Annotated in this window: 18 protein-coding genes; 6 read left to right on the top strand and 12 right to left on the bottom strand. The window is 72.6% G+C overall.

Features of this window, described 5'->3' with window-relative positions:
* Nucleotides 1–32 precede the first annotated feature (32 nt).
* Nucleotides 33–1,553 (top strand): oligosaccharide flippase family protein, encoded by a 1,521-nt coding sequence (locus tag AC1DP1_RS02955; RefSeq protein ID WP_477505570.1) that lies wholly within the window; start codon nt 33–35, stop codon nt 1,551–1,553.
* Complete coding sequence (locus AC1DP1_RS02950; RefSeq protein ID WP_477505569.1) at nt 1,550–3,151, top strand: glycosyltransferase family protein; 1,602 nt, start codon at nt 1,550–1,552, stop codon at nt 3,149–3,151. Before AC1DP1_RS02955 ends, AC1DP1_RS02950 begins: the two co-directional genes overlap by 4 nt.
* Here AC1DP1_RS02950 and AC1DP1_RS02945 read toward each other — a convergent pair.
* The 11 genes from AC1DP1_RS02945 to AC1DP1_RS02895 all read right to left on the bottom strand — a co-directional run bounded on the left by AC1DP1_RS02945 (nt 3,105) and on the right by AC1DP1_RS02895 (nt 14,416).
* The gene (locus AC1DP1_RS02945) at nt 3,105–4,472 is read right to left on the bottom strand and encodes an O-antigen ligase family protein (protein ID WP_477505568.1); all 1,368 of its coding nucleotides are present in this window, start codon (nt 4,470–4,472) and stop codon (nt 3,105–3,107) included. The two genes, AC1DP1_RS02950 and AC1DP1_RS02945, sit on opposite strands and share 47 nt — an antisense overlap.
* Nucleotides 4,469–5,272 (bottom strand): hypothetical protein, encoded by an 804-nt coding sequence (locus AC1DP1_RS02940; RefSeq protein ID WP_477505567.1) that lies wholly within the window; start codon nt 5,270–5,272, stop codon nt 4,469–4,471. Before AC1DP1_RS02940 ends, AC1DP1_RS02945 begins: the two co-directional genes overlap by 4 nt.
* Before the next feature lie 21 nt (nt 5,273–5,293).
* Nucleotides 5,294–5,572 (bottom strand): acyl carrier protein, encoded by a 279-nt coding sequence (locus AC1DP1_RS02935; RefSeq protein ID WP_477505566.1) that lies wholly within the window; start codon nt 5,570–5,572, stop codon nt 5,294–5,296.
* The gene (locus AC1DP1_RS02930) at nt 5,569–6,795 is read right to left on the bottom strand and encodes a pyridoxal-dependent decarboxylase, exosortase A system-associated (protein ID WP_477505565.1); all 1,227 of its coding nucleotides are present in this window, start codon (nt 6,793–6,795) and stop codon (nt 5,569–5,571) included. Before AC1DP1_RS02930 ends, AC1DP1_RS02935 begins: the two co-directional genes overlap by 4 nt.
* On the bottom strand, nt 6,792–8,360 hold the full coding sequence (locus AC1DP1_RS02925; protein ID WP_477505564.1) for an acyl-CoA ligase (AMP-forming), exosortase A system-associated: 1,569 nt from the start codon (nt 8,358–8,360) through the stop codon (nt 6,792–6,794). The genes AC1DP1_RS02930 and AC1DP1_RS02925 overlap by 4 nt, the downstream gene beginning before the upstream one ends.
* A 94-nt stretch (nt 8,361–8,454) precedes the next feature.
* The gene (locus AC1DP1_RS02920) at nt 8,455–9,450 is read right to left on the bottom strand and encodes a glycosyltransferase family 2 protein (protein WP_477505563.1); all 996 of its coding nucleotides are present in this window, start codon (nt 9,448–9,450) and stop codon (nt 8,455–8,457) included.
* Nucleotides 9,447–10,163: a hypothetical protein gene (locus AC1DP1_RS02915; RefSeq protein ID WP_477505562.1), complete on the bottom strand. Its 717-nt coding sequence runs from the start codon at nt 10,161–10,163 to the stop codon at nt 9,447–9,449. Before AC1DP1_RS02915 ends, AC1DP1_RS02920 begins: the two co-directional genes overlap by 4 nt.
* A gap of 25 nt (nt 10,164–10,188) precedes the next feature.
* Nucleotides 10,189–11,211 carry an NAD(+) synthase gene (gene nadE / locus AC1DP1_RS02910; RefSeq protein ID WP_477505561.1) on the bottom strand — a complete coding sequence of 341 codons (1,023 nt, stop codon included), beginning with the start codon at nt 11,209–11,211 and terminating at the stop codon, nt 10,189–10,191.
* Nucleotides 11,208–13,199, bottom strand: coding sequence for an asparagine synthase (glutamine-hydrolyzing) (gene asnB, locus AC1DP1_RS02905; RefSeq protein ID WP_477505560.1), 1,992 nt, complete (start codon nt 13,197–13,199; stop codon nt 11,208–11,210). The genes nadE and asnB overlap by 4 nt, the downstream gene beginning before the upstream one ends.
* On the bottom strand, nt 13,199–14,122 hold the full coding sequence (locus AC1DP1_RS02900; protein ID WP_477505559.1) for a serine O-acetyltransferase: 924 nt from the start codon (nt 14,120–14,122) through the stop codon (nt 13,199–13,201). Before AC1DP1_RS02900 ends, asnB begins: the two co-directional genes overlap by 1 nt.
* A gap of 24 nt (nt 14,123–14,146) precedes the next feature.
* On the bottom strand, nt 14,147–14,416 hold the full coding sequence (locus tag AC1DP1_RS02895) for an acyl carrier protein (protein WP_477505558.1): 270 nt from the start codon (nt 14,414–14,416) through the stop codon (nt 14,147–14,149).
* Between the two features lie 204 nt (nt 14,417–14,620).
* On the opposite strand from AC1DP1_RS02895, the gene acpS reads away from it, so the two are divergent.
* The gene (acpS, locus tag AC1DP1_RS02890) at nt 14,621–15,031 is read left to right on the top strand and encodes a holo-ACP synthase (protein ID WP_477505557.1); all 411 of its coding nucleotides are present in this window, start codon (nt 14,621–14,623) and stop codon (nt 15,029–15,031) included.
* A 20-nt stretch (nt 15,032–15,051) separates the two neighbouring features.
* Here the strand turns inward: acpS and AC1DP1_RS02885 are convergent, their stop codons facing one another.
* A complete protein-coding gene (locus AC1DP1_RS02885) occupies nt 15,052–16,173 on the bottom strand; it encodes a hypothetical protein (RefSeq protein ID WP_477505556.1) in 1,122 nt (373 codons plus the stop codon).
* 158 nt (nt 16,174–16,331) lie between these two features.
* Here AC1DP1_RS02885 and AC1DP1_RS02880 point away from each other — a divergent pair, with 158 nt between their 5' ends.
* The 3 genes from AC1DP1_RS02880 (at nt 16,332) to AC1DP1_RS02870 (ending at nt 19,322) form a co-directional block, all read left to right on the top strand.
* Nucleotides 16,332–17,330 (top strand): hypothetical protein, encoded by a 999-nt coding sequence (locus AC1DP1_RS02880; RefSeq protein ID WP_477505555.1) that lies wholly within the window; start codon nt 16,332–16,334, stop codon nt 17,328–17,330.
* A 134-nt stretch (nt 17,331–17,464) separates the two neighbouring features.
* On the top strand, nt 17,465–18,871 hold the full coding sequence (locus tag AC1DP1_RS02875; protein ID WP_477505554.1) for an HNH endonuclease signature motif containing protein: 1,407 nt from the start codon (nt 17,465–17,467) through the stop codon (nt 18,869–18,871).
* Nucleotides 18,872–19,082: 211 nt separating this feature from the next.
* Nucleotides 19,083–19,322 carry a hypothetical protein gene (locus AC1DP1_RS02870; RefSeq protein ID WP_477505553.1) on the top strand — a complete coding sequence of 80 codons (240 nt, stop codon included), beginning with the start codon at nt 19,083–19,085 and terminating at the stop codon, nt 19,320–19,322.
* Nucleotides 19,323–19,338 lie beyond the last annotated feature (16 nt).

Genomic DNA, 19,338 nt, shown 5'->3' with positions numbered 1-19,338 from the left:
GGGCAGACATCGACGCAGCAGGGGGTGCGGGCGTGGGGACGCAGCACGGTGAGCAACAGCAGGACGCGGGTCACGACCCCGGCCTGGCACGCACGGCGGCCGGCGCGTTCGGCTGGAGCTTCCTCAACGCGGCCCTGGCCAGGTTGGGCACGCTCGTCGTCGGCGTGCTCATGGCCCGGATCCTGGGGCCGGGGGAGTTCGGCACGTTCGCCGTGGCGATGGTGGCGCTCCTCGCGGTGCTCAGCTTCAACGAGCTCGGCGTCAGCCTGGCCGTCGTCCGCTGGGAGCGTGACCCGGAGGCCATCCTGGGCACCGTCAACGCGATTTCGACGGCGGGCAGCGTCCTGCTCTTCCTCGCGATGTACGCYACCGCCGGACCCGTCGCGGGCCTGCTCGGTGCCCCGGACGCGGCCGGCATCATCCGGCTCATGTCGGTCTCGGTGGTCTTCAGCGGGATGGTCGCCGGGCCGGCCGCGCTGCTGCAGCGCCGCTTCCGGCAGCGCCGCCGCCTGGTGATCGACCAGACCGTCACCTGGTCGGGCACCGGGTTGTCGCTGGCCCTGGCGCTCGGCGGCTTCGGTGCCTGGAGCCTGGCGTGGGGACGGGTCGCGGCGACCCTCATCGGCGTCGCGCTCTTCATCCACGCCACCCGGCCCTACCGCCTGCGCGTCGACCGCGACCTCGTCATGCCGCTGCTGCGTTTCGGACTCCCCCTCGCGGGGACCAGCATCGTCGTGTTCGCGGTGGCGTACGTCGAGCAGGTCGCGGTGGGCGCCACGCTCGGCGCCACGGCCCTCGGCTACTTCGTGCTGGCCTTCAACCTGGCGTCGTGGCCGCTCAACATGTTCTCGCAACCGCTGCGGAGCGTCGCGCCGGCCGTCTTCTCGCGGCTCCAGGCCGACCCGCAGCGCCTCGGTGACTCCTTCACCACCCTGCTCCGGGTGATCGCCGTGGTGACCCTCCCGGTCTGCCTGGTCGGTGCCGCGGTGGCCGACGACGTCATCCGGTTCGTCTACGGCGATGACTGGGCGCCGGCGGCCGGCATCTTCGCCGTCCTCGTGCTGGTCACCGTCGGGCGCATCTTCGTCGAGCTGTCCTACGACCTGCTGGTGGTGCTGAAACGCACCGGTCGGCTGCTGACGGTGCAGCTGCTGTGGCTCGCCGTCCTGGCCCCGGTGGTGCTCGTCGCCGCCCGCGAGCGAGGCGTGGTCGGCGTCGCCGTCGCGGAGCTCGCGGTCATGGCGGTCGTGGTGGTGCCGTGCTACCTGCTCCTGCTGCGTGGGTGCGGCCTCCGGATCGCGCCCCTGGGCGGTGCCGTGCTCACCCCGCTCGTCGTCGCAGCGGTCGCTGCCGCGGCAGCCGCCCTCGTCGCGCGGGAGCTGGCCTCGCCCTTGCTGTCCACCCTCGCCGCCGGGGTGATCTGCTTGGCCGCGATCGCGTGCATCCTCGCGTTGCACCCCGAGCACGTGCGCCAGCTCCGGGCGCTGAGGTCGGGTGCCGCGGCCCCTGACGACGCTGCGGCGCAGGACCCCGTCGACGGGATGGTCCCGTGACCGCGACCGACGTCGAGCGCCTGGACGACAACTGGGCGGTGCTCGACCGCCTGGTGCGGCGCACCGAGTCGCTGGCCCGTCGGGGTCGCGACGAGCAGGCGGCCGTGGCCGCGATGACGGCCGCGACCTTTGCCTGGTGCAACCCCTCCGGGGTCTTCGCGAGCGGCCCCCTCGAGGACGTGCTGGCGCGGCTGGGCTCCGACCTGCCCGCGCCGCGGGGAGCCGCGCCGACGCGGCCCGCAGGCACCCGGCCCCGCGTGCTGCACGTGGCGACCCAGCTCTACGGCACCGGCGGCCACACCCAGATGCTGTCCAGCTGGCTGCGGCTCGACCGGGCCCGCGAGCACCACGTCTGCGTCACCGGCCAGGAGGGACGCGACGTCCCGGACAAGATCAGCCGGGTCCTCGCTGGTCCCGACGCCCTCACCCTCCTCGACGACGGCAGGCCGCGCCTGCTCGACCGGGCGGCGCGGTTGCGCGAGCTGGCCCTCGACCACGACCAGGTGGTGCTCCACGTCCACCCCAACGACGTCGTCCCGGCGATCGCGCTCGCGCTGCCGCCGGGCGAGCGTCCCGAGGTGCTCCTGGTCAACCACGCCGACCACGTCTTCTGGCTGGGCGTCCACGTCGCCGACCGCATCGTCAACCTGCGCACCAGCGGCGCCCGGCTCAACGTCGAGCGCCGCGGCATCCCCGAGGCGCGCAACGCCCTGCTCGTCCGTCCGCTCGTGATGCGCGACCGCCGTCTCTCCCGGTCCGCGGCGCGCGCCGAGCTCGGGCTGCCGCCCGACGCGCTCGTCGTCGCGAGCGCCGCAGACACCTACAAGTACGGCGCCGCCGGCGGTGAGACGCTCCTCGACGTGCTCCTGCCGGTCATGCGGGCGCACCCCGAGGCCCGCCTCCACGTCGCCGGGCCCGAGCCGGACGGTGACTGGTCCGTGCTGGCCGCGGAGGGCCTCGGCCGCGCCTGGGGACTCCTGCCGGACGTGCATACGCTGCTCGAGGCCGCCGACGTCTACGTCGACTCCCACCCGTTCTCCTCGCTCACGTCCATGCTCGAGGCGGCGTGGCTGGACACGCCCGTGCTCACCCTGCGGTCGCCCGACGAGCGGCTCGGGGTGCTGGGCGCTGACACGCCCGAGCTCGACGACGACCTCGTGGTCGCGGGCTCGGGATCCGAGCTGGCCGCCCAGCTGGACCGCCTGCTGGCCGACGCCGACGTGCGGCACCGGGTCGGTGCGAGCACCGGCGCGGCCGTACGCCGTTTCCACGCCGACGGTGCGTGGGCCGAGCTGGCCGGGAAGATCCTGGACGCCCCGCCGGCTGCCGGTCCTGCGTCGGCGCCCGGGTCTGCGGTGCGCAGCACGGGACCGCTCGACCAGCGGCTGCTGCACGTGATGGGCAACGGCGTCGGCCAGGGGCTGGCCGGGACGCTGGACGTGGTGTCACCGCTCCTGTCGTGGCCGCGCCGCGTCGAGACCGCGGCCCGGCTGCTGCGCAGCGGCCGGGTGCGTCCCGCCCTCCTCCTCCCGCGCGGTGCGGCGAGCGGGATCAGGAGCGCACGGGCCGCCGTGGGTCGGGTGCGGGCGTCTGCGTGAGCCGGCGCATCGCGCCGGCGAGGCCGATGAGCAGGAAGAAGCAGCCTGCGGTCTGCGGAAACGCGAACGCGTCGAAGAAGGCCAGCCCTCCCGCGCCGGCCGCGACCGACGCGAGCAGCGCCTGCGCGAACTGGACGTGGTGTGCGTCGCCGGCGTCGGCTGCGTCGACCGGACGGGCATCGCGCTCCGCCTGCAGGGCCCGGCGGGCGCTGCGGGCGCTGACGAGACCCGACACGATCAGGGTCAGCAGCGCCAGCAGGCCCAGGAAGCCCGCCTCGATGGTCATCCCGAGGTAGGCGTTGTCGAGGATCCAGTACTTGGGGAGGAACGTCCCGAAGCCCTTGCCCACGACCGGTGACCCGGAGATGAACTCACCGGCGATGTCGTAGCTGCCGGTCCGGGAGGCGATGCTCGGGTCCTGGTCGGCGTTGGAGAACAAGCCCCGGATCGAGCCGAGCAGGCCCGGCACCGACACGTACATCACGACGCTGACCGCGGCGAAGAAGCCGAGCGCCCGCAGCCGCGTGCGAAGGTCCCAGGACAGCGCGAGCACGAACATCCCGGCCAGCGAGCAGAGGTAAGCCGACCGTGACATCGAGAAGAAGATCGAGGCGATCATCGCGACGAGCATCGCCCGTGACAGCCAGCGGAACCGTGACTGCATCGACGCGCACACGATGGCGAGCGGGAGCATCATCCCCAGCACGACGCCGTACTCGATCGGGCTCATCGACGTCCCGCTCGGCCGCGAGAAGCCGGAGCGCGAGCTGAGCGTCCACCCCTCGGTGCCCGCCGTGAGGCCGGGCACGCGGATCCGGTCGACGAAGAGCTCGCCGGTGGCGTACTGGGCCAGGCCCAGCAGGGCGACCAGTCCTGCCGCGAACGCCAGCCTCCGCAGGACGGTGACGAGCCGGTCCATGTCGCTGACACCGTCGCAGGCGAGCAACACGACCCCGGCGAGGCTGATCAGCCGCAGCATCCCCGAGTCGGCGGTGCTGATCTCGTCGCCGGGCAGTGGACCGGCCATGGCGTGGGCGTAGACCATGAGCATCACGACCAGCAGGACCATCATCGCCGCCCGCACGGGGCGGAACCGCCCGTCGGACCGCTCCGTGCGGCGAACGGTGTGCCAGGCCCAGTAGAGGAACAGGCCGATGCCGAAGAGGGTGGCGGGGCTGCCCGCGCTCCCCAGCGCGCTGACGACCATGGGCGACGGGATGAACCACAGCAGGCACACGTAGGCGGTCAGCAGCGCCGCGGCGTCGACCCCGCCCTTGCGGGCGATGCCGGTCCCGGTCCGCTCCTGGACCGCGAGGGTCACGACGCCTCGCCGCGCTCGTCCCGCCGCCGGCGTCGCTTCACCAGCCGCGCGGTCACCGCGGCCGGCGCGGCCCGTTCAGGATCGGTGTGGTCGGGGGACGGGTCGTCCGCGTGCACCGGGTGCAGCGACACCGGCAGCGGATGCTCGGGCTCGTCGTCGCCGGCCAGGTCCTCCGGGTCGGGGTCGCGGCGACCGGTCAGCCACCCGTCGACGAGTGCGATCAGCAGCAGACCCATCCCGCCGAGCGCCGCCATCGTCATCAGCGACGCCCTGATCATCGCCTTCTTGGTGGCGGCCGGGGACTCGTCGCGGGTGAGCACCACCGACGTCACACGCTGGGCTGCGGGCAGGTCCAGCCCCGATTGCAGCTTCTCCAGCTCCACCGGGACGCGATCGATCAACGAGGACAGAGCCTCGGTCGCCACGTCCGGCGTCGCGGCCTCGACGGTGAACAGGATGATCGGTGCGCTGTTGGTGTAGTCGGGGACGATCTCGTACGTCGTGCCGACGGGGTAGTCCTCGCCGAACGCGTCGCCGACCTGCTTCGAGGTCAGCGCCCGCACCACGACGTCGCGCGCCTGTCCCACGCCGCCCAGCGACAGGTAGGGGTTCTCCTCCGACATCTCGCCGGTGGGGCCCTCCGTCTGCGAGGGCGGGAAGACCAGGACGGTGCCCGTCGCCTCGTAGGTCTCGCCGACGCGCTGCGCGACGAGGAACGTCGCTCCGAGGGTCAGCACCGCCAGGGCGAGGACGAGGTACCAGCGGCGGCGCAACGACCGCCACACGACCCGCATCTCCATGGCTGTTCTCCCTTCCCTGGCTCAGCCGCCGGTGCGGCGGGCGTCGATGAAGTCGGTCAGGGTGCCCACGCTCTCGAACACCTCGCCGGTGAAGTCCTCGTCCTCGATGACGATGTCGAAGCGGTCCTCGAGGGCGGCCGCGAGCTCCACCACCCCGAGCGAGTCGAGCTCGGGGAGCTCACCGAAGAGCCGCGTGCCACGGGTGATCGAGTCCGCACGGTCCTCGATGCCGAGGGTGCGGGTGAGCACCTCGACCACTCCGGGGAGCGTGTCGGCGAGCGTGTCTGCAGGCTGGGTCATACGAGGACCTCCGAAGGTGAGGGGTGGCCGAGGAAAGCGGTGGGGCTGGCCGTGAGGCCGTAGGCGCCGGCCTGGAACACGACGACGAGGTCGCCGACCTCCGTGCCGGGCAGGTCGACCTCGTCGCCGAGCAGGTCGAGCGGCGTGCACAGGCAGCCGACAACCGTCACGGGGCCGGTGGGTTCGTCGAGGGCCCGCGTGGCGAGGGCCAGCGGGTAGTTGCGCCGGATGACCTGGCCGAAGTTGCCGGAGGCGGCCAGCTGGTGGTGCATGCCGCCGTCGACGACGGCGTAGCTGCGACCGCGCGACTCCTTCACGTCGACGACGCGGGTCACGTAGACACCCGCCTCGCCCACGAGGAACCGGCCGAGCTCCATGACGACGGTGGCGTCCGGCAGCGCCGGCGCGAGCCGTCCGTCGACCAGCTCGGACAGCCGTCGACCGACGGCGTCGAGGTCGAGGCGCTCGTCCTTCTCGAAGTAGGGGATGCCGAAGCCGCCGCCGAGGTTGACGTACTCCACGGTGCCGGGCACGTGCTCGGCGAGCTCGAGGACGAGATCGACCGTGCGCTCCTGGGCCTCGCCGAGGATCGCGGCGCTGAGGTTCTGCGACCCCGCGAAGACGTGGAAGCCGACGACGTCGACGTCGTGCTCGCTCACCTCGCCGAGCAGGGAGGGGACGGCCTCGGCGTCGACCCCGAACTGCTGGGGGCCACCGCCCATCCGCATGCCCGAGCCCTTGACGGCGAACGGCGGGTTGACGCGTACGGCGGCGCGCGGGCGCAGCGCGAGCTCCTTGCCGGTGCGCACGAGGCGTTGCAGCTCGGTGCGCGACTCGACCTCGACCGTCACGCCCGATGCCACGGCCCGTCGCAGCTCGGCATCGGTCTTGCCGGGCCCGGCGAAGCTGATCGCGCTCGGGTCCTGTCCGGTGTCGAGCGCCACGGCGAGCTCGCCCGCGGACGCGACGTCGAGGTGGTCGACCAGCCCCGCGAGGTGCTGGACGACGGCAGGCATCGGGTTCGCCTTGACCGCGTAGCCGAGCGACACCCGCTCGGGGAGCGCGGCCTTCACGGCGGCGACGCGCTCGGTGATCATCGCGCGGTCGTAGGCGAAGAACGGCGTCGAGCCGACCCGGTCGGCCAGGCGATCGACGGGCACCCCGCCCACCAGCAGCGTCCCGTCGACGGTGCCGTGCGCGGTCACGTGGTCGGTGGTCCTCATGCGGTCAGCTCCTCGCGCAGCAGCACCCGGTCGAACTTCCCGTTGGGGGAGCGGGGGAGCTCGGTGCGCACGACGATCTCCGCCGGCACCATGTAACGGGGCAGCTGCCGGCGGAAGACCGCGAGCAGCGCGTCAGGCTCGAACCCCTCCACCGCGGGGCTGACGACGACCACGACCCGGTGCCCGAGGGCCTCGTCCGGCAGGCCGAGCGCGGCCGCGTCGCGGACCAGGCCGCTGTCGTAGGCGACCTCCTCGATCTCGGTCGGGCTCACCCGGTAGCCGGAGGTCTTGATCATGTCGTCGGTGCGGCCGACGAAGTAGAGGAAGCCCTCCTCGTCGGCGACGACGCGGTCGCCGGACCACACGGCGAGCTCGGGCGCGCGCCAGTCGGGGCCACCCGGGATGGGGCGGAACCGCTCGGCGGTGCGGGCGGCGTCGCCCCAGTAGCCCTGGGCGACGAGCGCTCCGCGGTGGACCAGCTCGCCCTCCTCGCCGGGCCCGCAGGGCGTGCCGTCGGGCTGCAGGACGAGGATCTCGGCGTCCGGGATGGCCTTGCCGATGGAGTCGGGGCGGCGGTCGACCTCGGCCGGGTCGAGATAGGTCGAGCGGAACGCCTCGGTCAGGCCGTACATCAGGAACGGGCTGGCCTGCGGGAAGATCTCGCGCAGCCGGGTGAGGGTCGACCGGGGCATCCGGCCGCCCGTGTTGGCGAAGTAGCGCAGCGACGCGGTGGCCTCGGCCGGCCAGTCGGCGGCGGCGAGCTGGATCCACAGCGGCGGGACGCAGGTGAGGCCGGTGACACCGTGGCGCGCGCAGAGGCGTACGACGTCGCGGGCCAGGAGGTAGTTGACCAGCACGACGTGGGCGCCCGCGGCGAACGCTGTCGTGACCTGGCTCAGACCGGCGTCGAAGCTCAACGGGAGCGCGGCCAGGATGACGTCGTCGCCGTCGTTGCCGAGGTAGGTCGAGACGCTCTCGGCGCCCACCAGCAGGTTGCGGTGCGACAGCACGACGCCCTTGGGGCGGCCGGTGCTGCCGGACGTGTAGAGGATCGCGGCGGTGTCGGCGTCGATCGCCCGGCTCGGGGGCGGCGGGTCGACCGCGTCGCCCAGGAGGGCCGACAGGGCGTGCACCCGCACCTCGTCCTCGTCGGGGACGACGCCCGGGCCGGCGTCGACGAGCAGCACGTGCGCGAGCGCGCGGCAGCCCTTGGCGTCCTCGCGCACCGACTCCCAGCGCTGGTGCGTCGTGATGAGCACCCGCACGTCGCAGTCACCGAGGATGTAGGCCACCTGGGAGCCCTTGAGCGCCGGGTTGACCGGCACGAACACGCCACCTGCGACGGAGGCGCCGAAGATCCCGCCGATGGTCTCGGGTCGCTTGTCGAGGTAGACCGCCACGCGGTCCCCCCGCGCGACGCCGAGGCCGGACAGGACGGCGCCCGTGCGGGACGCCAGGTCCCAGGCGGAGGCGTAGTCGAGCGTGACCTCCTGGTGGCTCAGGGCCGGGCGGTCGCCGAACCGGACGGCGCCCTCCTCGAGCAGGTGGTGCAGCTGCGTCCGCATCAGGTCAAAGCCCCCTCGTTCCGTGGCCGGAGCTCGCCCCCCGGCGACCGGCTGCGGGGCGACGAACAACCCACTCGTCGTCCCACGGACCACGCTACGGACGCGCGGCCTCGGCGCGGACCGCTCCGGGGCGGAGTACCGGATTTGGGGTAGCAAGGTCGAGCCACGCGGGTCCGCGAGGGGCGCGCAGCAGCTCGGGGCGGACCAGCACGCGGACGGCCGCCCGCGCGGTGGCGTCGCCCCGCGCCGCCCGGCTCGACTCGCGCAGGACGAGCGCCACCCAGTACAGGGCGGTCCGCGGGCGGGAGGACAACCGCGAGAACAGCCGCAGCCGGTTGGCGGTGAGGAGCGCCCAGAGCCGGGGCGAGGTGGAGGAGTCGCCCTCGAGGTGGACCGCGCAGGCGTCGGCGACGTAGCGGACGCCGAAGCCTCGCCTCCCGGCCCGCAGGTGGAAATCGGTCTCCTCGGAGTAGAGGAAGTAGGACTCGTCCCACGGCCCGCAGGCGTCCAGGCAGGCGCGGCTGACCAGCTGGGTCGATCCCTCGGCCCAGTCCGGCGTCGCGTCCTCGGCGTAGGGGGCGGGATCGGTGACGAGCTCGCCGGTCGCCGGCCACCGGCCGGCCACGGTGGCGCCGATGAACGCGTCGGCGAAGGCCCTCAGCAGGGTCGGGCGCCGGCGCATCGAGTGGATCAGCTCGCCGTCGCCGTCGACGAGCCGCGGGACCGCGATCCCGGTGCCCGGGCGGTCGAGCGCCGCCACCAGCGTGGGCAGGCAGCCCGGCTCCAGGCGTACGTCCGGGTTCAGCACCAGCGCCGCCGGCGCGTCGGGGGTGGCGGCGACCGCGGCGTTGACCCCGGCCGCGTAGCCCGCGTTGCGTCCGGTCTGCACCACGGTGGCGTCCGGGCACAGGCGCTGGGCCACCGCGACGGTGTCGTCCGACGAGTCGTTGTCCACCACGACGAGCCGGTAGGGCACGTCACCGGCGCCGACGGGCAACGACGCCACCAGTCCGGGCAGCACGTCGGCGCTGTTCCACGTCACCACCGCGATCGTCACCGGCCCCACCGGGGTGTTCCCGGGGGTGCTCATGCCATCACCTCCGCGGACCGGGTACGCCGACGCACCAGCGGACGTCTCGCAGGCGCAGCGGCCGCCGCTCCTGCCGAGTGGCGGCGCGGGCGCCACCGCTCGAGCCAGAAGACCAGGACAGCGGTCAGGGCGATGCCGGTCAGCCCGGCGGCCCCGAGCGCGCGCATCCTGCTGCCCTGCATGGGGTAGACGATGGGGTCCGCCGACGACGGGACGGCGTGGGCGCGCAGGTTGGCCGGAACCCCGAGCTCGTCCTGCCGCTGCTTGAGCACCTCCTCCACCCGGGCCGAGGTCTCCAAGGCCAGCGCGTGCACCTCGTCGGGGGTGGCGCCCGCCACCTGCACGTCGAGGTAGTTGGCCGAGAAGAGCGGCCGCCACTGCGTGCCGAGGTTGGGCACGCGGACCTGGACGCCGTCCCGGGCGCCCATCCCGACCATCGTGGCGTCGACGTCACCCGTCAGCAGCGGCGGATGGCCGTCGTTGAGGTCGGTGGAGACGACCCCGACGAGGGGCTGCAGGCCGTAGCGCGGGTTCTCGAGGACGTTGTTGTCGTGCTCGGTGCCCGACGGCCCGATGACCACGATGTTGTACTGCGTGAAGAACACCGGCGCCTGGCGCTGCACCACCGCGAACACCCCGAGCGTGAGGGCAGCGCCGAGCACCACGACGTACCAGCGTCGCAGGGCGGCAGCGAGAAAGTCCCGTGCGGTCATGCCGCCCCACCGGTGGTGCGGTTCCTCATCCGATCTCCTGCACGGGCTCGACCAGCTGCGGCGGCAGGTGGAGGTAGGCGGTGGTCTTGCGCTTCTGGTCGATGTCGCCGTAGACGCGCTCGACCTGCGCGGTCGTGAGACCGGTGGACTCGGCGACCTGCTCGATCGGGCGGCCGGTGTTCTTGCCGTGCAGGCAGAGGTCCATCAGGTTCCACGGCAGGGAGAAGTAGAACTCCTCCTGCGACTGCGGCAGCGAGTAGGTGTCGGTCGTCGACGGCCGGGTGCGGACCTGCTCGGGGACGCCGAGGAAGTCCGCGAGCGCGTAGACCTGGGTCTTGTAGAGGTGGGCGATCGGCTTCACGTCGGCCGCCCCGTCACCGAGCTTCACGAAGAAGCCCTGGTCGTACTCCAGGCGGTTGGGCGTGCCGGTGACGACGTAGTTGAGCCGGTCGGCGTGGTAGTACTCCGTCATCCGGCGGGCCCGCTGCTTGAAGTTCGTCGCCGCCACGATGCCGAGGTAGGACTCGGTCGTCAGGCGGTGGCGGGTCGTGGTGCCGTCGGGCGCCTGCACGACCACCGAGTAGAGACGCAGGCTCTCGGACTCCACGACGCTCGGCAGCACGATCTTGGACTTGTGGTCGGGGCCGTAGTCGGGGCACACCATCCGGATCGCGTCGTCGCGGCGCTCGTAGCAGCGGGCCGCCTCGAGCACCGGGGTGATGTCCTCCACGACCGAGTCGATGCCGAGCGAGTCGGAGACGAGCGTGCTGAACGCGAGCGTGTCCTCGGAGGAGTCCCGCTCGGGCATGTGGATGCCGAAGACCCGGTCCTTGCCGATCGCGGCGACGCACAGGGCGGCGACCACGCTGGAGTCGATGCCACCGGACAGCGCGACGATCGCCCCCTTGCGGCGGGCGCGGGTCAGGTAGCCGCGCAGCGAGGCGCTGATCCGTGCGACCTCCGCCTCGAGGTCGATGGCGAGCACGTCGGCGTCGCCCTGGCTGTCGACCTGGCTGCTGGTCTGGCTGCCGCTCTGGACGGTGGTCATGCGGTGCTCCTCACGTGCTGGACCCGGTCGATGACGGTCATCGGCGCGGGTGGTGCGTCGTCGCTCGCCGACCCGGCGTCGACGACGAGCTGCTGGTGGAGCAGCTGGGTCGAGACGACCGCGAGCAGGCGCATGTTGTCGGTGTTCCCCGCCCGTACGCCGCCGGTGCGGGCGGCCTTGGCGAGCAGCCCGGCCACCGGCCGCGGGGCGAAGACCCCTGCCGCGGCGAGGGCCTCGGGCGAGGTGACCTCGGTCAGCCACTCCGGCGGCGGGCCGCTGAAGAAGCTGGCGGTGTCGGGCGAGCGGTAGGGCTGCTTGGGCCGGCGGCGGATCTGCTCGGGGACGAGGTCCTCGAAGGCGATCTTCAGCAGGTGCTTCTCGTCGAGCCCGCACAGCTTGTGGCGCGCCGGGAGCCGGTTGGCGAGCTCGACGACGTCCTTGTCGAGGAAGGGGAAGCGCCCCTCCACCGAGTTGCCCATCAGCATCCGGTCGCCCTGGCTGGACAGGATGTAGCCCGGCAGGAGCGTCGTCATCTCCAACCACTGGGCGCGTGAGAGCGGGTCCCAGGCGTCGCTGCCGGCCGGCATCCGCGACACGACGTCGGGGCCGCGGTCGAGCTCGGCCCGGAGGTCGGGGGCCAGCATCGCCTTGACCGCGCTCGTCGAGGCCCACCGCGGGCGGTGGGAGATGGCGGGGTCGTCGGCGTCGAGGTCCTGGCCGAAGAAGCTGCGCGCGAAGGCCGGGGCGGTGCCGGGGTTGCGCTCCATCCACGGGTAGAGCAGCTCGACCGCGCGGTCGCGGGTGGCCGAGCCCGGGTCGCGGGCCCAGAAGGCGCGCACCCGACCCTCCCGGAAGATGTCGTACCCGCCGAGCACCTCGTCGGCACCCTCGCCCGTCACCACGACCTTGTAGCCGTTGTCCCGCACCAACCGCGACAGCAGGAACAGCGGCGCGGGCGCGGTGCGCAGCACGGGCGTCTCGGTGTGCCGCACCACCTCGGGGAAGACCTCGGCGACGTCGGCGGGGGAGACGGTGATCTCCTCGTGCTGGGCGCCGAGCTCGGCCACCATCTTCTGCTGGTGGACCCCTTCGTCGAATTCCGCGTCGGTGAACCTCAGCGAGAAGGTGTGCAGCGGCGCCTCGGTGTACCTCGCGATCACCGCGGCGGTGATGGAGGAGTCGATGCCTCCGGAGAGGTAGGCGCCGACGGGTACGTCGCTGCGCACGAAGCGCAGCCGGGCCGCCTCGACGAGGCGCTCGCGCAGCTCGGCGGCGTTGGTCTCGATGTCCTGCCCCGGCTCGGTGTCCCGGTCGGGGAAGTCGATGCTCCAGTAGGGGTGTCGCCGGAAGCCGTCGCGGTCCAGCACCGCGACGTGGCCGGGCTCGAGCTGCTCGATGCCGGCGAACACCGTGCGGGGGGCCACCGTCGACCAGTAGGTCAGCACCTCGTCGAGCCCGATGGGGTCGAACGCACGCGGCAGGGCCGGGTCGGCCATCAGGGCCTTGACCTCGGAGGCGAAGGCGATCCTGTGCCGGTCACGCGTGAAGAAGAGCGGGCGCACGCCGAGGCGGTCGCGCGACAGCACGAGCCGCTGCTCGCGCGAGTCCCACAGGGCCAGGGCCCACTGGCCGTTGAAGCGGGTGAAGCACTGCTCGCCCCACTCCTCCCAGGCGTGCACCACGACCTCGGTGTCGCTGGCGGTGCGGAAGCGGTGGCCGCAGCGGCGCAGCTCCTCACCCAGCTCGACGTAGTTGAAGATCTCGCCGTTGAACGAGATCCACACGGTCTCGTCCTCGTTGGCCAGCGGCTGCGCGCCGCCCTCGGTGTCGATGATCGCGAGCCGCGTGTGCCCGAGCGCGGCGTGGTCGTCGCGGTAGAGGCCGCTGCCGTCCGGACCGCGGTGGCGCAGCCGACCGATCATCCGGGTGACGAGCTCCCGGTCCGGGGGTGGGCCGTCGAGGACGACGACGCCGCAGATGCCGCACATCAGGCCGTCCCACCGGCCCGGGCGAGCACCGCGCGCATGCCCTCGGCGGTGCCGAGCAGGTCGGGGTCGATCTGCTCCTCGCGGAGCACGACGTGGAAGACGTCCTCCAGGAAGATCGCCGCCTTCACCGCCTCGAGGTGCCGGTCCCCGTCCGGGTCGCGCAGGCGTGCGTACTCGGCGAGCGCACGGTCCACGTGGGCGGCGTCGGGCCGCTGGGCCTGAGCCGGCTCGGGCTCGGGTGCGGGTGCCGTTGCGGGTGCGGGCTCCGGCGCCGGCTCGGGAGCGGCCGCTGCGACCTGCGCTCGGCGTACGCGGTAGTTGAGCATCGCGGAGTTGTCGTAGTCGGAGGCGATGACCCGCCCGGGGTTGCCGGCGACCAGCGCGCGTGCGGGCACGTCGCGCGAGACGACGCTGCCGGCGGAGATCGTGGCACCGTCGCCGATCGTGACGTCACCGGTGATCGTCGCACCGGGACCGATCCACACGTTGTCGCCCAGCCGGGGGACGCCCTGGTCGCCCGAGGCCACCCGCTGCCCGATCGTGACGTTGTGGTGCATGACGCAGTTGTCGCCGATGACCGCGCCTCCGACGAACACACCCGTGTGGTGCATGAGGAGCAGGCCGGGCCCGATCTGCGCCTTCGGGTCGAGGTCGGCGTGGTGGATGTTCATCACCCGTCGTCGCCAGACCACGGCGAAGACCCGCGCCGGCAGACCCTTCACCGGGTGCTCGGCGTGGTACTGCCGGGCGAACTGGTCGAAGCGGTAGCTCGCGACCACGCGGAAGTCGGCGTTCCACATCCACAGTCGCAGGCGTTGCGCGGGGCCACGCTGGCCCCCCGCCGTGATCGTGTAGTACTTGTCGACGTCCGTACGGAACGGACGGACGTCCGGGTCCTCGACCCGGTCGTGGACTTCCCCCATGACTGCTCTCCGAAGCTGCAGGCCTCAGCCCACGGGCTGTTCCGCGAGGGTCTTGGACTCGACGAACCTGGTGAGGCCGCCCACGCTCCCGAGGTTCTCGAAGACCGTCTCGGACTCGCCGACGACGATCCCGAAGTGGTCCTCGAGGAACTCGATCAGCTCGAGGATGCCCGTGGAGTCCACGATGCCCTCCTCGAGCAGCGATGCCTCGTCCTCGGGCAACCTGTCGTGGTCACCGAAGAGGTAGTTGTCGCCGATGAATTCTCGGAGCTCGTTCCTGATCTGGTCGTGCACGTTCGCCTCCCCTGGCAGTTTCCGGGCCTCCACCCCAGTCGACCCGCCACCCAGTGGAGCAGGGGCGAGGAGGGGCGGCAGCGCGTGGCAGGAACACTCCCCAATAGTGGTGAGGGTGGTGGCGGCGCCCCGCCCGCCCGGGTGACGTGCCTACTGTCGGAGCCGTGGCCGCCGCGGGGGACGGCCGGACCGAGGAGTCGTGACATGGGCGGCAGCAGCCAGGCGCGGGGCACGATCGGCACGGGCACCGACATCGTGTCGGTGGCCCGCATCGCGGCGCTCCACCGGACCGCCGGCGACCGGTTCCTCCGGCGCTGGTTCACCGACGACGAGATCGACTACTGCACCTCCCGAGCCCGCCCGGAGCTGCACCTCGCGGCCCGGATGGCGGCCAAGGAGGCGGTCCTCAAGGCGTTGCGCCCGGCCCGCGACGCCCCCCTCGCGTGGCGCTCCATCGAGATCGGCCGGGACGCCGACGGCGCGCCCAGCGTGCGCCTCGGCGGTGACGTCCGCGTGCTCGCCGAGAGCAGGGGAGCCGGCTCGATCCACGTGTCGCTGTCCCACTGCGACGAGTACGCCGTCGCGGTGGCCGTCGCGGACGCCGCGGCGGGCTGACCGCCGGTCGACGGTGGTCCTCAGCTGCGGGGCAGGCTCGCGCCGAGCGGGACGGCCTGCCGCCGGGACCACTCCGCCGGCCGCTGTCGGGCGGACTGCCCACGCACCAGCCAGACCTCGTCCCACTGCACGCCTGCGAGCCAGTCGCGGCCACTGACCTCCGGACCGAGGTCGGCGAGGTCGGACACCGCGAGCCCGGTGACCAGGACGTGCTCGGCCCGGCCGAGCGACCTCAGGGAGTCGCGCACGTGTCGCGGCGCGACGGCGGACATCACCACCGGGCGGCCGTCGCGCTCGAGGACGACGGACGCGCCGGCCTCGGCGGCGAAGCCGCTACGACGGTCGGCGTTGAGCAGGTGGAGCGGCTGCTCCCGGGAGTAGCCGAGGAGGTCCACCTCGTGCGCGATGTCGGCGAGCACGACCTGGACGCCGATCTCCGAGCGCACGCGGGCCGCGATCCGGGACTGCTGCAGCCAGCGGCGGCGCCAGCCGTGGTCGCGGATGAGCGGGAGCCGGCCCCAGTCCCGGGCGCCGGGATCGACCGTGCCGCACGTCGTGTGGATCGGGACGAGTGCCGGGTAGAGGTCACCGACGTGGCGGTGCGCCTCGTCGAGCCGCGCCAGGTTCGTGGACATGCTGTTGTGGGTGATCGCCGTGTCCACGGCTCCGGCGAGCCGGCCCGCGGCGCGGACCCGCAGCGAGTACTCCACGGCGTAGGCGTGCCACGCCAGCTCCGGCTCCTCGCTGAGCGGTTCGCGGAGCAGGTCATCGCGGCGCGCGATGAGCAGCACCTCGTCGAGGGTGTCGACGGGCACCGGGTCGGGCGCCGACTCCCCGATCAGGATGACGCGGTCACGCAGCCGGCCCACGGACGTGTGGTCAGCGGTGACCCCGTTGGCGCCGAGGATGCCCCAGTGCTCGTCCTCCAGCGCCGCCGCGCAGGCGGCCAGCCGGTCCAGGTCGTGCAGGTAGACGTCCTGGTGCACCAGCACCACGACGTCGTGGCTGGCCTGCCGCACGGCGTGGTTGAGCGCCGCGCCGGCCGAGGTGTGGGCGTGCTCGGTGTTGTCCACCGGCAGGTACTCCACCTCCACCGGACCGTCGTACGCCTCGATCGAGCGGTCGAGGCAGTGCCGTCTCACGGCAGCGTCGTTGTACACACATGCGATCGTCATCCCCACGGCGCGAGTCGATCACGGGCCGCCGGCGCCCTCCGGAGCGTGCGCCGCGACATCCCCCGGTTGGGGTACGCGGGCGCTCCCCGCTCCGCGTGATGATGGAGCCGTCGAAGGAGGGGGCGATGGCACGCACACGCTCGCGCGCGGTCCTGGCCGCTGTCGTGGTGGCGGTCGTCGTGGCCGTCCTCGCGGTGGTCGCCGTCCGGCTGCTCGACGACGAGCCCACGGCCGCGACCCCCCAGGACTCCGCCGCGAGCGATGCGCCGGCATCCGCCGGGACCAGCTCGCCCGCGCCCGGTGCCTCCACGCCCGACGCCTCCGCGCCCGACGCCTACCCGGATGCCGACAACACCGGCGTCCCGCCCGACACCGAGCTCGCTCCCTACACGGGGCCGTGCACCATCACCGAGACCGCCGTGCTCTCGGCGGTGGACGCCACGGGGGTCTGCCTGGCGATCGTGGTGCAGGCGGCGGACGTGCTGATCGAGTCGTCACGGGTGCCGCGCGTCGAGTCCACCGCCACCCAGGTCGACCCGACGTTCTCGGTCGAGGTCGTCGACTCCGACGTCGTCGCCGGCGAGTGGATCGGCGGCGCGGTGTGGGGCGACAACCTCACGGTCCGCCGTACGGACATCACCGGAGGGGCCTACAGCGTCCACTGCGGGAGCGGCTGCCTGGTCGAGGACTCGTGGCTCCACGAGCAGTTCAACCCCGACGGGGAGGCCGCGCACAACAACGCCTTCCTCTCCAACGGCGGCTCGCACATGGTCATCCGGCGAAACACGCTGCACTGCACGCCGACGCTCAACGACACCGACGGCGGGTGCACCGCCGACCTGTCGCTCTTCGGCGACTTCGGTCCGATCCGCGACGTTGTCGTCGAGGACAACCTGCTCAAGGCCAACGCCTCGTCGGCGTCCTACTGCGCCTACCTCGGGCACGCGCCGGGCAAGGCCTTCCCCGTCGCCACCGGGGTGGTCGTCACCGGCAACGTCTTCGAGCGGGGCACCAACGACCTGTGCGGTGTCTACGGCCCGGTCAYGTCCTTCGACCCGACGGCCTCCGGGAACGAGTGGCGCGACAACACCTGGGACGACGGCACCGAGCTCGTCCCTGAGTGACGACGTCCCTGGGCAGAGCGCCTGCGGTGGTTGAGGAGGGACGAAGTCCCGTCACGAAACCGGTTCGAAGAAGGCTGGCCAGCAACCGTCCACAGGCACGGCCGCTGTCGGTGGTCGCCGGTATAATCGAACACATGATCGAGACGCTGGCAGGGTCCGGGGCAGGTGAGGTCGAGGACCTCACGGCCACCGAGCTGCTGGCCTCGATCAAAGCCTCGCGCGAGATCGAGGACGTGGAGGCTGCCCGCCAGCTCGTCCTCGCAGCCCGGTGGGCAGACCTGCACCCGCCGGAGTCGATCCACGGCGCCGCTGCGTTCACGGTTCCGGGCTGCGAGCACGAGGAGCCGATCGCGGGTGAGGGTGCGCCGCTGGTGGCGGAGTTCTGTGTCGCCGAGCTCGGCACCGTCCTCGGTGTCTCGACGGTCGCGGCGAAGAAGCTCGTCGGCCATGCCCTCGAGCTGCGCCACCGCCTCCCCCGCCTGTGGGCGCAGGTCCAGTGCGGGCGTGTGCCGGCGTGGCGGGCCCGCGTGGTCGCGGAGACCACCATCCACACCACTCCTTCGCTGACGCGGGAAGCTGCGGCGTTCGTGGATGCCCAGGTCGCTGCCGTGGCTGGTCGAGTCGGGCCGGCGCAGCTGGACCGACTGGTCGCCGAGGCGATCAAGAGGTTCGACCTCGCCGGCACCGACCCGACCCAGGATCCGGAGGACGGCTACCTCCACGTCGCCCCGCGCCACGCGACCATCCACGACGATGACGTGCACTTCGCCGGCACGATGCGGATGGAGGCCGAGCTCGACATCGCCGACGCCCTCGACCTCGACCGGGCAATCGCCCACGGCGCCGCGTCGCTGAAGGCACTCGGCTCCGATGCCTCGCTGGACGCCCGCCGCTCCGCTGCCCTCGGTGACCTCGCCCGCACCCAGACCGCGCTCGACCTCGCCGGGGCGGGAGCTGATCCCCAGCGCCTGCCGGCAGCACGTGAAGTCGTCCTGCATGCGCACTTCGACGCTTCACTCGACGACCTGGCCACGGTGTTCGGTCCGACCGGTCGCGTGGAGGAGGGCCAGCGCCTGGTGCTGCTCGACCAGGTCAAGGACTGGTGCGGTAACTCCCGCACGAAGGTCACCGTCAAGCCCGTGATCGACCTCAACGCCGACCTGTCGACCCCGGCGTACGACGTGCCCGACCGGATCCGCGAGCAGGTCATCCTCCGCGACAAGACGTGCGTGTTCCCGTGGTGCACCCGCCCGGCCCGCGGCTGCGACATCGACCACGTCGACGAGTACGACCACCACGCCCAAGTCGAAGGCCGACCACAATCAGGGCCGACTGCGACGCGCAACCTCGCGGCCCTCTGCAGGTTCCACCACCGCCTCAAGACCCACACCGCTTGGCGCTACCGGATGACGGCGCCCGGGGTGTTCGAGTGGACCTCACCGCACGGACACCGTTACCGACGCGACCACACCGGCACGACCGCGGCCGACCAGGCCGACCCACCCGATCCGCCCGGCATTCCGCGACCACGCCGACCATGACCCCGCCCCGAACCCCGCCACCTCCCGGGTGGCGGGGCCACCGGCACGTCGTGGCTGGGCTCCGGCGCCAATACCCCCGGAGGCCGCGTTGATCGACGCGAGCCGAGTCACCGTGTCCTGCTGTCGCGGGACGTCCACTCAGCACCGTGTACCCACGAGGTCGCGACAGCCGGCCGATGCGGCACCTCACGAGCCACACCCGCGTTCGTCGGTGAGGACGATCGAGAGGATCATCGGCGCTCGACGAGCCGTGCACGCCACTCCGGACGAGCAGGTCACGGATCGGGTGGACGTGTCGCCCTGGCTGGAGCAGAAGCTGGCCGCAATTCTTGCCCACGGCTCGGAAGTTGATCGAGGCGCCCTTCCTGGGCTCATCGCCCGCCTGTCGACGACGGCCCGCGAGGAACTTCTTTCGACTGAGTGGTTCATCCGTCGTCCTCTGGCGCGCTGAGCCAGACGCAGCTCGC

Source organism: Nocardioides sp. P4_G10 (assembly GCF_056401175.1).
The sequence above is the reverse complement of the archived record's forward strand: the minus strand, read 5'-3'. Positions and strand labels throughout refer to the sequence as shown.

Bases quoted from the DNA above. Each gene is read 5' to 3' on its own strand.
- AC1DP1_RS02940 (WP_477505567.1), bottom strand. From the start codon at position 5,272: ATGGAGATGCGGGTCGTGTGGCGGTCGTTGCGCCGCCGCTGGTACCTC.
- AC1DP1_RS02935 (WP_477505566.1), bottom strand. From the start codon at position 5,572: ATGACCCAGCCTGCAGACACGCTCGCCGACACGCTCCCCGGAGTGGTC.
- AC1DP1_RS02930 (WP_477505565.1), bottom strand. From the start codon at position 6,795: ATGAGGACCACCGACCACGTGACCGCGCACGGCACCGTCGACGGGACG.
- AC1DP1_RS02925 (WP_477505564.1), bottom strand. From the start codon at position 8,360: ATGCGGACGCAGCTGCACCACCTGCTCGAGGAGGGCGCCGTCCGGTTC.
- AC1DP1_RS02920 (WP_477505563.1), bottom strand. From the start codon at position 9,450: ATGAGCACCCCCGGGAACACCCCGGTGGGGCCGGTGACGATCGCGGTG.
- AC1DP1_RS02915 (WP_477505562.1), bottom strand. From the start codon at position 10,163: ATGACCGCACGGGACTTTCTCGCTGCCGCCCTGCGACGCTGGTACGTC.
- nadE (WP_477505561.1), bottom strand. From the start codon at position 11,211: ATGACCACCGTCCAGAGCGGCAGCCAGACCAGCAGCCAGGTCGACAGC.
- asnB (WP_477505560.1), bottom strand. From the start codon at position 13,199: ATGTGCGGCATCTGCGGCGTCGTCGTCCTCGACGGCCCACCCCCGGAC.
- AC1DP1_RS02900 (WP_477505559.1), bottom strand. From the start codon at position 14,122: ATGGGGGAAGTCCACGACCGGGTCGAGGACCCGGACGTCCGTCCGTTC.
- acpS (WP_477505557.1), top strand. From the start codon at position 14,621: ATGGGCGGCAGCAGCCAGGCGCGGGGCACGATCGGCACGGGCACCGAC.
- AC1DP1_RS02875 (WP_477505554.1), top strand. From the start codon at position 17,465: ATGATCGAGACGCTGGCAGGGTCCGGGGCAGGTGAGGTCGAGGACCTC.